The sequence below is a fragment of the Fundicoccus sp. Sow4_F4 genome (assembly GCF_052116145.1).
Taxonomy (GTDB): domain Bacteria; phylum Bacillota; class Bacilli; order Lactobacillales; family Aerococcaceae; genus Fundicoccus.
In genome coordinates, this window is record NZ_JBQKLQ010000002.1 from 176,142 (window position 1) to 189,413 (window position 13,272).

At 41.1% G+C, this 13,272-nt stretch carries 12 protein-coding genes; 2 read left to right on the forward strand and 10 right to left on the reverse strand.

Features of this window, described 5'->3' with window-relative positions; all coding sequences use genetic code 11:
- Positions 1-27 precede the first annotated feature (27 nt).
- Both ACTQ5J_RS04855 and fabV read left to right on the forward strand, forming a co-directional pair.
- Entirely contained in the window at positions 28-612 is a 585-nt protein-coding gene (locus ACTQ5J_RS04855; RefSeq protein WP_441751051.1) for a rhodanese-like domain-containing protein, read from the forward strand.
- Positions 613-1,121: 509 nt separating this feature from the next.
- On the forward strand, positions 1,122-2,318 hold the full coding sequence (gene fabV / locus ACTQ5J_RS04860; protein ID WP_441751053.1) for an enoyl-ACP reductase FabV: 1,197 nt from the start codon (positions 1,122-1,124) through the stop codon (positions 2,316-2,318).
- A gap of 105 nt (positions 2,319-2,423) precedes the next feature.
- Here fabV and ACTQ5J_RS04865 read toward each other — a convergent pair whose 3' ends face one another.
- The 10 genes from ACTQ5J_RS04865 to ACTQ5J_RS04910 form a co-directional block, all read right to left on the reverse strand.
- Complete coding sequence (locus tag ACTQ5J_RS04865) at positions 2,424-3,182, reverse strand: SDR family NAD(P)-dependent oxidoreductase (RefSeq protein WP_373815526.1); 759 nt, start codon at positions 3,180-3,182, stop codon at positions 2,424-2,426.
- Between the two features lie 34 nt (positions 3,183-3,216).
- On the reverse strand, positions 3,217-4,284 hold the full coding sequence (gene allD, locus ACTQ5J_RS04870) for an ureidoglycolate dehydrogenase (protein ID WP_441751055.1): 1,068 nt from the start codon (positions 4,282-4,284) through the stop codon (positions 3,217-3,219).
- 1,228 nt (positions 4,285-5,512) lie between these two features.
- The gene (locus ACTQ5J_RS04875; protein ID WP_441751057.1) at positions 5,513-5,860 is read right to left on the reverse strand and encodes a hypothetical protein; all 348 of its coding nucleotides are present in this window, start codon (positions 5,858-5,860) and stop codon (positions 5,513-5,515) included.
- 1 nt (position 5,861) lies between these two features.
- Complete coding sequence (locus ACTQ5J_RS04880) at positions 5,862-6,299, reverse strand: helix-turn-helix transcriptional regulator (RefSeq protein ID WP_373815521.1); 438 nt, start codon at positions 6,297-6,299, stop codon at positions 5,862-5,864.
- Positions 6,300-6,837: 538 nt separating this feature from the next.
- Positions 6,838-8,283 (reverse strand): hypothetical protein, encoded by a 1,446-nt coding sequence (locus ACTQ5J_RS04885; RefSeq protein ID WP_441751059.1) that lies wholly within the window; start codon positions 8,281-8,283, stop codon positions 6,838-6,840.
- Positions 8,284-8,823: 540 nt separating this feature from the next.
- Positions 8,824-9,708, reverse strand: a complete 885-nt coding sequence (locus ACTQ5J_RS04890) for an Rgg family transcriptional regulator (RefSeq protein ID WP_441751061.1) — start codon at positions 9,706-9,708, stop codon at positions 8,824-8,826.
- Positions 9,705-10,610 carry a helix-turn-helix domain-containing protein gene (locus ACTQ5J_RS04895; RefSeq protein ID WP_441751063.1) on the reverse strand — a complete coding sequence of 302 codons (906 nt, stop codon included), beginning with the start codon at positions 10,608-10,610 and terminating at the stop codon, positions 9,705-9,707. The genes ACTQ5J_RS04890 and ACTQ5J_RS04895 overlap by 4 nt, the downstream gene beginning before the upstream one ends.
- A 604-nt stretch (positions 10,611-11,214) precedes the next feature.
- Positions 11,215-11,535 (reverse strand): hypothetical protein, encoded by a 321-nt coding sequence (locus ACTQ5J_RS04900; protein WP_441751065.1) that lies wholly within the window; start codon positions 11,533-11,535, stop codon positions 11,215-11,217.
- A 19-nt stretch (positions 11,536-11,554) separates the two neighbouring features.
- Complete coding sequence (locus tag ACTQ5J_RS04905) at positions 11,555-12,559, reverse strand: hypothetical protein (protein WP_441751066.1); 1,005 nt, start codon at positions 12,557-12,559, stop codon at positions 11,555-11,557.
- A gap of 24 nt (positions 12,560-12,583) precedes the next feature.
- The gene (locus ACTQ5J_RS04910; protein WP_441751068.1) at positions 12,584-13,201 is read right to left on the reverse strand and encodes a hypothetical protein; all 618 of its coding nucleotides are present in this window, start codon (positions 13,199-13,201) and stop codon (positions 12,584-12,586) included.
- Positions 13,202-13,272 lie beyond the last annotated feature (71 nt).

Here is a 13,272-nt window from a genome sequence, read left to right on the forward strand (position 1 = left end):
TTGAAGTATCACTTATAGGAGGTTACCATGAATAAAATTAGCAGCACTCAAACAATTCATTCAACTTTAGTTGATGTACGCTCTCAATTTGATTTCCAAGTAGCTCACGCCAAAGGCTCTCTTAACTTAAGCCCTTCAAATCTCAGCAAATATGCTTTGAATTTTCTAGCTACTGACCAAGCCATCACTTTTGTAGTCGAAGATGACAGTCCAGAAACTCTTTCTGAATTAACAGACAAGGCCAATGCAATCGGCCTAACAAATGTCCAAGGCTACGTCTTGTTTGCGGAGTTACCAGCAGATAGTTTACAAAGCATCGATACCATTTCAGCCGAAGATTTTTTATCTTTACCAATAGATGATAGCTTTACCTTATTAGATTTACGTCAAGCGGCCGAGATTACTCGTCCTGCACCTGATAGAAACTTAAGCAATATCCCAATTGAAGCATTGGCAAAAGAGTATACAAAGCTTGAAGAAAAACAGAAAATCTACACACTTTGTGGTTCTGGAGGCCGTGCTACAGCAGCCGCTTCTTTTCTAAGTGACAAAGGTTACAAGCCCATCGTCATCACAGGCGGCATGAAGGCCGTTCAAGCCTTAAATAAATAATTTTAACATCCCACACCCCTCGCCTAAAACCTTGAGGGATGTGGGATGTTTTTTTAAAAAGACAAAAACCAGCAGTGTCGTTCGCTTAATGCTCACGACGATTAAAGTTTTTGTCTGACTTTATAAGTCTTCCGTAAAGAAGAGACGGAATCCTTATGGTCTGCTTGCCAGATAGCTCTTTAACTTCGTTCAGAAAACGACACAAGCTTCATTGCTTCGTGCTGGCTACGAAACTACTTTTTATGCGCCTGCCTCCCACGATACAAATTTTTACGTGTGGTTCAAGAAACGTCATAAGATTTATTAATTGCTTGCTAGATGAGTGACTAATAATTTTCACAAACTTCACTAGAAAACACGCTTGAAAGACTATCTCGGCAGCGATTGCACCCCAAACTACTTTGTAATACGAACTATTCGAATTTGAAGTATTACCTGTGTGCTTTTACTCTATCCATCTAAAGAATATTTTGGTATCTTTAAGTTACTAAATATAATTGGAGGTAACTATGCTAAATTTTGAACATAAAATGCGTGGCAATGTGTCGTTTGGTGTCAACCCAATTGGCCTTAAACAAGAAGTTACTAATCAAATTAACTATGTTAAAGAACAAGGATCATATGAAGGTCCAAAGAAAGTCTTAATCATCGGCGCATCATCAAGCTATGGCTTGGCTACACGAATTACTCTGGCTTTTGGAGCAGGAGCTGATACAATCGGTGTGTCCTTCGAGAAGGAACCTAAGTCTGAAAAAAACTTAGGAACAGCCGGCTGGTACAACAATATTTACTTCAAACAGGCTGCTGAAGCAGAAGGTTTAGTTGCTAAAAACTTTGTCCAGGATGCTTTTAGTCATGAATCAAAGCAAGACGTGATTAACTATATTAAAGAAGAGTTCGACGGAAAAATCGACCTCGTTGTTTATAGTTTAGCATCGGGTGTCCGCGTGGATCCTAATACCGGCGAACGCTTCAACTCAGTCATCAAAGCAATTGGCGATACTGTAGTGGGACCACACGTTAATATCCAGAAACAAGAGTACTTGGAACATACCTTGGAGCCAGCGACGGAAGCAGAAATCGCAGATACCGTTAAAGTGATGGGTGGCGAAGACTGGCAATTTTGGATGGACGCTTTAAAAGAAGCAGACGTATTGGCAGATAATGTGCTAACCGTTAATTATTCTTACTTGGGCTCCGCTTTAAACAGACCTTACTATGGTGGCGGAACTTTAGGCCAAGCCAAAGCGGACTGTGAAGTCAAAGCCGAACACATCAATCAGCTACTAGCAGATATCAATGGTAAAGCAACGATTGTGGTCGCAACAGCTGTCACAACAAAAGCGAGCTCGGTGATTCCTTTCTTCCCTGTTTACTGCCTGGGCTTATACCGCATCATGGAAGATAACGGCACACACGAAACGCCGATTATGCATCAAGACCGCATTTATCGCGACATGTTATATGGCGACAAGCCAGAGTATGACGAACAAGGCCGCTTGCGTCCAGATAATTGGGAGTTGGATCCCCAAACACAAGCTGCAACGGAAGCTCTCATCAATACCATTACAGCTGAAAACTTCAACACCCCAGTGACAGGTTACGATACTTTTATTAAGGAGTTCAATGTTAACTCTGGTTTCGACGTGGATGGCTATCAGGCCGAAGCCGTGACACTTGAAGAGTTAATCGCGCTTAAACCTTAATCCCTTCACCCTCCAGACCAAATAGGCAAAATAAACAATAGACAAACAGACAGACCGGCCCTCATTTACAAAGGACCGGTCTGTTTAAATCGCTAGTTAGACTGATTATTTAGTTGCTGACCAACCACCATCAACTGGTAAAGTCACAGCTGTGACATAAGCTGCTTCTTCTGAACCGAGGAAAATAGCTGCGGCATTCAATTCGCCTTCTTTTCCATAACGTCTCATTGGTACCGTGACATCCATATAACCTTGAAATTCTTGTGTATCTAACGTTCCAGAGGTTAATTCTGTTTCAAAGTAACCTGGGCAAATTGTGTTACATGTAATATTGTAAGGAGCTAATTCAGCCGCTACAGCTCTCGAGAAGTTGATGACGCCAGCTTTTGATGCATGATAAGCGGTTTGCAATTGGTTCGTTCCAACCAAACCATACACTGACGAAATATTGATAATTCGGCCATAATTCGCTTCTTTCATCACTCTCGCATAAGCACGTGTCATTTTAAAAACGCTGGTTAAATCTAAATCCATCGTGAAGTTCCAAGCATCGTTGGTCATTTCAGTGATGGCGCCACCTTCACTAGCACCGGCATTGTTAACTAATACATCGACTTTACCGTACGTATCTAGAATGGTTTGCAATGACTGATCGATTTGCGCTTCATCTGTCACATCTAAAGCAACTGCTAAAGCGTCGGCACCGGCTGCTTTTAATTCATTTGCTAATCCTTCTAAACGTTCCACACGTCTAGCCATTAACACTACTTTTGCCCCTTGAGCGGCGAAACCTTTGGCCATTTGCACACCTAACCCACTTGATGCACCTGTAATAGCGACTACTTTCCCTGCGTAATTAAACATAATATTTTCCTCACATTCCTTAGATTTAAATAGCTTAGTTAGCAAAAGCCCCTAGGCCTTCATAATTGTTATAGTGAATATCGTCTGATTTTAGATAGTTGATGATACTTTCTGGAATCTCAATGCCGTTCTTCAAATGCTTCTCATAACGTTGGTTAGACCCTTGACCAGGGTAGCGAACGCTTGAGTAACCTGTTGCTGGTTTGATGTCATTTAATTCTTGCATGGTTTGTGTGATATGTTCTTTGAACATCTCTGCATTACCGAAACGAGCTGGGTCCAAGATAATGTATAATTGACCCAAATTACGGCCGGCATGTAAATCATGATACATGGAACTAACGTGCTTGCCGAAGGGTAAGTTCATTAACATACCTGAGAAAATATCTACCATCATCATCAAGCCATAACCTTTTGGTCCAGCAATTGGCATTAAACCTCTCACCGCATTAGGATCCGTCGTCGGCTCCCCTTTGTCATTAACTGCCCAGTCCGAAGGAATGTCACGGCCTTTAGAACGTGCATCTAAAATTTTACCCCATGCTTGAACCGTTGTGGCCATGTCGAACACTAACGGCGTTTCAGTCGAACTTGGTGCACCGAAACCGATAGGGTTGGTTCCATAGTAAACTTCCGCTCCACCGAAGGGCACTGCCATTGGATCCGATTGTGTCATCGCCATACCGACTAAACCAGCTTCAGCAATTTTACGTAAGTAATAGGATAAAGTACCCGTATGTCCACACTTAGATACGCCCACAACTGCCACACCTGATGCCTTTGCCATTTCAATGGCAGGCTCTAAAGCTAAATTGGCTGCATATTGCCCTTGCGAGTTGTCAGCATGCAAGACAGCTGAACTTTCGCCAGTTTTTTCAAATTTAATTTGCGGCTCACGTGTAATACCGCCTTTATTGATGCGTTCAGAATAATATTCCACCCGGACCGCACCATGTGAATGCACGCCGCATAAATCGGCATAAACTAAATGCTTGGCTGTTTCAACCGCTTGAACTTCCGGCAAACCTGCCAACTCCAACTTAGCCTGAATCAAAGACTCTAATTCCATTGCACTGACATTGATTAATTTTTCTTCTGACATATCGCTCGCTCCTTTTTAATTTAAACTGACTGTCTGTTTCTTCTTTCCATGTTCACAATATCACATATACCCACAAGCTCAATTAGTCATTTCTGCTAAAATCACGACGGAAATTAGTTATTTCATCCAAAATATAACATATGAAAAATCAGCTTACGGATACCTATTAATATAAGCAACTAAACGCTTTCACAAAACAGTGATATCATCCAATTGTCTGGAAGCCTTATATTGTGAATAACATTCATAAACAAGCGTAAATCTTCTGAAAGCACTTGTCACATGATGACACAGGTATTTAGAACAGTCCGCTGCCACCCAGAAGAACAAATGGTCAGCTTTACAAAAATATCTCGTATATCGCAACAAGAAATCTCGTAAACCCTCTAAAAGCACTTGTCACATGATGACACTGGTATTTAGAACAGTCCGCTGCCGCCCAGAAGAACAAATGGTCAGCTTTACAAAAACATCTCGTATATCGCAACAAGAAATCTCGTAAACCCTCTAAAAGCACTTGTCATCTGATGACACTGGTATTTAGAACAGTCCACTGCCACCTAGAAGAACAAATGGTCAGCTTTACAAAAACATCTCGTATATCGCAACGAAAAACCTCGTAAATCTTCTAAAAGCACTTGTCATCAAATGACACAGGTATTTAGAGCGCTATCTACACTTGTCACATGATGACACTGGTATTTAGAACTCTATCTACACTCGTCACATGATGACACTGGTATTTAGAATTCTATCTACACTTGTCATCTGATGACAAGTGTAGATAGAACAGTCCGCTGCCGCCCAGAAGAACAAATCGTCCGTAAGGAAACCTCGGACAAAACCCGAGGTCTCTTTAGATTTGCTTGTTTTCTTTAACTCCCACACGACTGTCATACTATCCCCGTATGACTTCTAAAATATTGCGCAACCATTTGGGTTTGACAGTTTTGAAAACAAAGTTTTGGTGGATCCAGGGGATCCCTGCCATCTAATAAATCAAAATGTTCCACTACATTCTACGGAATCAGCTCTTCTTCTTTACAAGAGTGACAGATATAGTTCACACTCCCGTTCGTTAAGGCTTCGGTAGAGCGCCTCCCAATCGAAGCGACTTGTTTCAACTAATATAAAAATAAGTTCTACAAAGCTTGACGAATCAACAGTATACTTCTCATCCCTTATAGCATAAAAAAACCGCTACTAACCTAAGTTAGAGCGGCTGATTTTAGATAACTCGCGAGACCATACTAATATCTTCAATTTTCAAAATCAATGTGAAGGGCTTTTTTTGCTCGATGGTACATTCCACCCAACCATGACTGACCTCGTGAATAGTCGCTTGAACTTTCCCCGGTAAAGATAGTAAATAAAACTGACTACTTTCAAGCTGGCATTCTTGACCAAGCAACTCTTCTAATCGCCTAGCCACTTCTAATTGTTGCGTTAACTGTTCGCGTTCTTGCGCTTGCTTTTTCTTTTGGTAAGTTGGGTCATTGCTTTTAAAGACTTCTATAATGTCATCCAATTTTGAATACAACATCAAACCAATCATAACGATAAATAACCACCACATCTTAGTCATCCTCCTTTTTAAAAGCAATGATATCTTTCAGGAAAAATAAGCGCTCGATTTGTTTGCCACGTTCTGGAAAAATCACTTTGACATGATTGGCATTGACTTCTATAACGTCACACTGCTTCACTTCAGTTTTACTAACCGACAGCCACGCTTGAGATTCTGGATTCAAATAGAGGGTTACCCTTTGACCGACTAATGCCGTTAAAATTTCACTCTGTCTCGTTGTGGGCCGAACCGTCTTCCCGACTAATTCATCTAAAGACACATCAAATAAATAGGCTAATTCGACTGCTTTATCTAACGCTGGTTGGGCGCTCCCGTTTTCCCAATTAGAAATGGTTTGCCTCGAGACCTTTAGTTGCTCAGCAACTTCCTCTTGAGAAAGTCGAGAGTGTTTCCTTAGTTCATAGACTTTTTCATTAAATGTTTTCATTACTGCCACCTCCTATTAAAAGCATACGTGACCACAGTTAAGTTGACTATCAAATGTTCCATTCAATTGCGCAAATATTCCTAACATTTGCCTTTGGATCCTTAGTTATTAAGTAATCGTCAAGGATTATTTGACTTTTTGTACATGTGCTTTATTTGTCGCTCATCACGTTTGACAACTCGTGATGTCAAACGACCACTATCCTTTAGCTAAAAGTGTACCATAAGCTCTTCATACAGTCGCTTTAAAAGCTAATCCCCTATATATTTAAGCCGCTCTACTAACGAATCCCTCCTGTAAATCGCTGTGTAATAACCTCAGAGCTTTGACAGCATTTTTTGTGTCAAATGTAAAAACACTCTACTCTTGCTTTGTCAGCAAAAATTAGAGTGTTTTCAATGGCAGCTATTTGGTAGGCCAGCTTATTTTGAAAGAGGAACTGAAAAGAAAAACTTATACAGTAGCGCATGCTTTGCTTCTTAGCTATATAGTCTAAACGAAGCGTTCATCTTATACAATCAGTTGCAGTAACAACTACTTACCACTGAGCGGTCTCTAATTCTGATTGAGTCCATGGATAAGGCGCTACCGTTAACAGTTCTCCAGTCTCTGGATGGATAACTGTAACTACATTCGTGGTTAAATTAGTCGTATGAGCAGGCGTTGCGGCGTAGAAATACCCCTTCTCATCTGCCTTGATTGGCGGAAGACTAGCGGTCCCATAGCCATTCAAAGGCATTATCATCACTTGAGCATTGGGATAGGTATAACCTTCCATATAAGTTTGACCAATAAAATAACGCTCCAGCGTCAAGAATCCCGAGTCGTTTGCTAAGGCCGTCGGTTGATATTGATAAACATCGAGATCCGTTTCATAAACTAGATTCGAAGACGCATCATAAAGTCGGATCGTAGGCTGGATGGAAACACTCGCACCTGCATCAATCGAGAAGTAGCCTTCTGCATTTGGCGTGGCGTTCATGGTCGAAATCACTTCCTTTGTCATCTGATTGACGGTTGTCACTTGGATACTGTAGGTCGGATTAACAAAGCCCGACACAACGCCTTCCTTTTGATTGACCGGTTCAATCGCAAAAGTCTCCCCATCACCTGTAGAGGTCATCGACCAAGTTACAGGCGGAATATTTCCTCGACGTGGTGACAACAAGCGCCAATCTTCAGGTAATTTCCAGTCTGAGTTGCTGACGACGTCTATGCTGGCCCCCTCGACTAGTCCTTCCAACTCTTGACGAGTTTCTAAAGTGGCATACTCTTTTAATGTCTGCTGATGATTAGTAGAATCCCACAGAAGCACACTTAGTTTATCTTCTTCATTATAGAAAAAGTATACTTTATAAGTGGTGTCGCTATAGGCTGGACCTTGCGCATCGACGTATGTATTGCTTGTGACTGTTCTTTCTATTTGATGGTTAGACGCAGCCACCTGTAACTCTTTTGTTTGATTGACCACCGCTACCCCCTCTAAGGGCAGTGCATTCAAGCGCGACTGATTAGGTCCCCAATACACATAGTACATCGTTAACCTACCATTTTCATTGGTCACATCGAAATCCGCATAATCACCTGCCGTATTATCCGCATGGTAAAAAAGTAAACGTTCTGGTAATTTTTTAAAGTTTACTGCATAAGGATAAATTGCTGCCAAGTCATCCTCTATGGTGTTCGCTTCAGAATATGCCTTTAAGTAGTCTGCGACGATCATACTATAAGCAGTCGAAAGACTCCCTTCAATACCATAACTACGAAAATCATCAAAGTAACCCGTCACTAAAACATTGGCTTCTTCTGCCGCCAAATATTCTTCGGCCTCTTCATAAGTAAACTCTTCGAATAATCCCTGGGTCAGCACTTCAATGACTGCCGCTCGACTTTCTTCTAGCGTTCGAGCGAGCGCCACGAATTGTGACTTACATAGAGTCATAATTAAAGCCACTAATAACATAATCTTTCCATACTTTTTCATATTAAACATCCTTTCACCAAGTATAAAAGAACAGAAGGGAAATTAAACAGCTTCTGTTTCTACTTAAAAGCTAACTCACCCCAGACTCCATCTTAACAAGCGAAAATAGAGTGCGAATAATTTTATCTTTTATAAAAAAAATAGACCGCAACTGAGCTGGTTCAGTGCGATCGAGAGCAATTTATACAACTGACAAACCGGGGAGGTTTGCTTTTCAATTCAAATCCTATGCATTAACTTGAATTGAAAAGAAAATATATTCATCAAACGAATCGGCTCTATCCTCATGCCAGCAGGAGCTTAGGTTACCTCGCTTGTTAATTATACTGTCCAATTGCTGAATCTTTAGATTCTATCTCAATAATAATACATAATTAGCTAGAGTTTAGTTTTTATTGCATAAATGCACAATATTCATCTTTTTTATAAAAAAACTTTCACTTGAATTGGTAAAAGCTGCCAAAGAAGGAAAAACTAATCCCTACAATTACCAAAATAGGACTTTACCACTCGCGTATCTTAATGCCCGATTCTTATAAATTATAAAAGGTCTTGCGTGTCTACTTGCCAATTAAGCTCAGGCAGTTGGTAAATGCGTTGAAGTTCTTGATAGCGGCTTTCTAATCTATTAGCGAAGAAGCTAGCTTCGATGACAGTAAAATTATGATAGAGGCGCTCAATTTTCTGAAAGTCTTCAAGACGGTTTTCTTTCAATACATTGTGCAAAGCTTGAGAAATCGTAAAGTGCCCTTGCACACTGTGAAACGTACGATTAATGGTAAGGACTTCAAGTTGGTCTAACATTTTCTGGGCATTGTTGGTTTCTTTACGTTTTAAGAACTCAAAATGAGCCTCCCCAATTAAGATAATCAGATTCAGATTGCGTTCAAGTAAATACGGTTCAGCCGCTCTTTGATAAGTTCGGTTGACATGGTGGAGAATGACAGCACTCTCCATACGATCCATGATAAAGGTAAACAAATACATTTCTTTAAAGTCCCAATTCTGGACGTTAAAAAGATAGTCCTTGAGTTCCTTTTCTTGTTTGTCAGCCGTTTCGCCTCCCATTCTAAGGCGCAACTGAATCGCCAGCATGCCGTATATATCATAAGTGCGTTTGGCTTTGCTGGTAAATAACTCTGCCGTTTCGCCCATCAGTTTGATATCGTTTTTGGCCACAATTTCTGCCATCAACACCTTATCCTCATTAGAAGTCTGAATATTGTGGTCAAAAAGACCGGCTTCTCTAAAACTCAAATCCATTTGACGCAAGATATAAAGTAACTTATCAATCGCCAACGTCTGGCCTTTATTAATAAAACGTGAATACGAAGAATGCGAGATGTAATCTCCACAGATATCTTGCATCGATAAAGCTTTCTTTTTTCGTAAATTCTCAATCAGATCCTTGTGGCTAGTACTCATTTGCTTGCCTCCAATTCTTGATGGGGGATATTTAATTCGCGACACGTCTGTGCAATGAATCGAGATTGATGAGATAAATTTAAGTCTGAAAAAAAGACACTCAGTTTATTGATTTGGTCGACTGCTCGATCTTCCTCGCCTGTGAAATACAGGTGAATAGTCTGATACAATTTCCGTGACAACTTCCAGCCTAAATCGAGTGAATCAAGGAATATTTCGTCTAACATTTTATAATAACGGTCAGCTTTCTTTGGTTGTCCGGCTGCGAGATGTTTAATATATAGAATGCCACAGACATAATATAAATTTTCAGCTAAGCCGGGTTCCTTAAGATCTGTTAGTTGCTTTAAAGGCTTTTTAACAACAGCTTCAGCATCCTTTAATGTCATATAAGGCAATAAAAGTTTCACGCCGAAAAAATCATTGTCGCTTAAACTTTTGCATTGCAACATATGTTCTTGGTATTCTTCCAGATACTTTTGACGATCAGGACTTTCTGACAGCTGTTTAGCTAGCGCTGTAGCGACCATTAAAAAACGTTCATCGTGAACCTGCCACGCTTCATTGGTTTTAGATTTTTTTTGAGCAGCTGTATATCTGGCTTGATAGTCACCGATTAGTTGCTGAACCAAAGCAAGATTATCGTAACCTTTGGCGTTGTTTAACATGGCATAATGATGTTTTATTCTGAAGAAATCTAAATGATCTTGTAAAAACATCGCAAACGTCATATGGAGCCGAAACACTAACTTCATAAAGGAGTCCGACGCCAGAAAGGTTTTCCCACTCACGAACCGAGAGTACGCCGAAGGTGAGATAATCCCTTCACACAACATTTCAACTGTCATATTTCGATTGCGTCTAATATCATCAATCACTCTACCTAAATTTACTGCCTGCATAGTTGACCACCCTTTTATAAAAAATTCAACACAATAAACCCATTGGTTGGTATATTTACTTCTAATTTTAACATACCTTTGAATGTTTTGATGATTAATTATTTCGTTTATTAAGAATTCTGCTGGGGACAAAAACTAGTTCATTGGATGGCCTATTAGGGAAATGAACTAATCAACGGGTTCAATTTCACTAAAGTATACACACTCCCACTGCCATGCAGGGTTCTCTCTTCCAGCGATTATTAATGGCTTCTATTAAGTAAATATTTCGATTGTTTTTGAAATAGTAGTTGATTGATTTAGTTTCCTTGAACGCAACAGCTTGTCAATTTTATATTGGCTTCAGCGTTGTTTTTAAAGGCAATCACACCTATTCAAAAAAGCCGTCGCGAATAGCCGACGGCGGAATATCAGAGTCTTTTCTTATTGATTCTGTCAAAGCGGGCAGCCACTATTAAACAATAAGGAGTCCGCTAGTTTCTTTCAAGGTCGACTATGCAAAAGCTGGCTTCTGGTTAATACGACGGGAACGAGTAGGAAGGACTCCTAGCGTTGTTTAACAAATGAGGCTGGGGCTCGCCTTCTAACACTAGAAGTCTGTTAATTAATAACGATCGCGAGGAGACTTAGGGTCATGAGGGTCATGACTTGGCACTCTAAAAGGAGAGTCACTTTCTTCTTGTGAAACTTCTGCTGCTTTCTCTTTAGCAGCAGCGTTCGCTCTATAAGTATCACGGTTACGAAGATGGTCTGGGTCATGAGGGTCTTTCATAAGGTTGCTGGCAGGACGAGAATTTTCTTTGCGGGTAACCTGCTTTTCTGTTCGACTAGCCTTGTCAGAATGCTTGAGGTGGTCTGGGTGGTGGGGATCCTTACTCGTTTCTTTTTCGATTAGGTCGTCAGTATGAGTTTCATGTTTTTTCAAATGAAGGCTCCTTTTCATTTTAGTTGGTGGTCCATTCGTTGGCGGTGTAGTGGCCGGTGTCTGTCTGGCTAAATTCGGTCGCCAGGTGGAGGGCTTTGCCGTCATAGGCGTAAAGTAGCGCATCGTTAATCAGCAGCGCATAAGTGGCTTCCGTGTTCGTTAGGGTCGCGTCAACGAGCTCGACCTTCGTGTCTTGCGGGAAACTTGTGTTGGTTTCTAAGTGCATGGCCAGTACTTTCTGGACGAAATCGTTAGGCGTGTCGAAAGCCATCAGAAAATCGTTGTGGTCCTCTAAGTAAGTATCAAAGTTATGTTGCAGGAGTTCGAAGCTTGGCGTGGCAACCAGGAATTCATCGGTATCTTGGTCGACTTGTTCAAATTGAACCAACAATGGTTCGCTAGAGTCGAGTCCAAGCAAATGAGGGACGTCAACCATCACCGCGCCGTCACTGATGTACAGACCAACACTCTGGTAAACGCGGGCATTCTGGTAATTTTCGCGCAAGCCGTAAGCCATCGTCATGTACGTATACAACCCATCAGGTTGCCCGGCTTCATCCACAAGCACAATCGGCGCAAGGGTTTCACGGATCAAGCCCGACCCCAGACCTCCGTCAATTTCACTTAGCGCGCCCGTCATGAGGGTTAAATCTTGATAGATTGCTGGTGTGCTTTCAAGCTTGCCGGCTGCGTTCACGTAAAAGCGTTGGCCAGCCGTTTCCGGCTGGTTCACGAAGTAGTAAGCCAAATTGAAGAGGCCATCTTCTTGTATCATCAAGAGGAGCTTCAAATCGACCCCCAGTTCAGCAATCGCCGTTTCAGTCGTATAAAGACCGACATGTTGCGCGACTGCTTCAGGGGTCTCATACTCAGTGTCGTCTGGGTTAAGTATTTTATCCGGGATAAAATTAGCGAAAGATGCGCCGTGATTATGGTGATGTTCTGACTCTGCAGACGAAAGCTTTAGCGACAAACAGTTGCCAGCTAATAATAAAGCGATGATAAATTTAAGTTGTTTATTCATTGATAGAACTCCTTTATGGCTGAATCAATAAGGATTGATTCCTGGGATATACTCGTAAGTATTACCGTCTTGATCCTTAATAAGCGTATGATTTTCGGATGATTCGAATGTATATAAGTGTTCACCAAACAGATGAAGCTGGTAGCTATCGCCTTCTTGATAGACTGTCGCACGAGCAATCTGATAATATGGCTGGTCATTTTTATGTGTATAGTAAATACCTGGTACACGGTTATCAATCAGCCTTTGAATGTCAGCTTGTGACATTTCTGGTGTAATTTGCTCTGCAATTTCTTGATAGACAGCCTGTAAGTCATAGGCTAAATCGTATTCCTCTAGATAGCGTTCACGTACACCGGCTGAGTAATTCTTTAAATCTGGGTGCGGGAAGGAATGAAATTCTTCCAGAAATTCTGCCCACTCTTGTCCCGGCGTGTCATCATGTAAATGATCGTTCAAGTAAATATACAGTTGGTTTTCTTCAAATAACAAGCCTTCAATCGCATGTTCACTGGTCGTAACGTAGTAGCCCTGAAAAGGTAAGTCGCTCAATGTCAGAGCTGCTTCTTCGGCTTCAATCGTGTGGCTCGGTACAAACATGGATAAGATGAGCCCCCATTTAAATAAATATCTTTTCTTCATATTAGTTAGTGTCCTTCATCCTAGTTTATTTTCTCAGTAAGTAATCGGTCATTCATATCAAAAAGCACAGC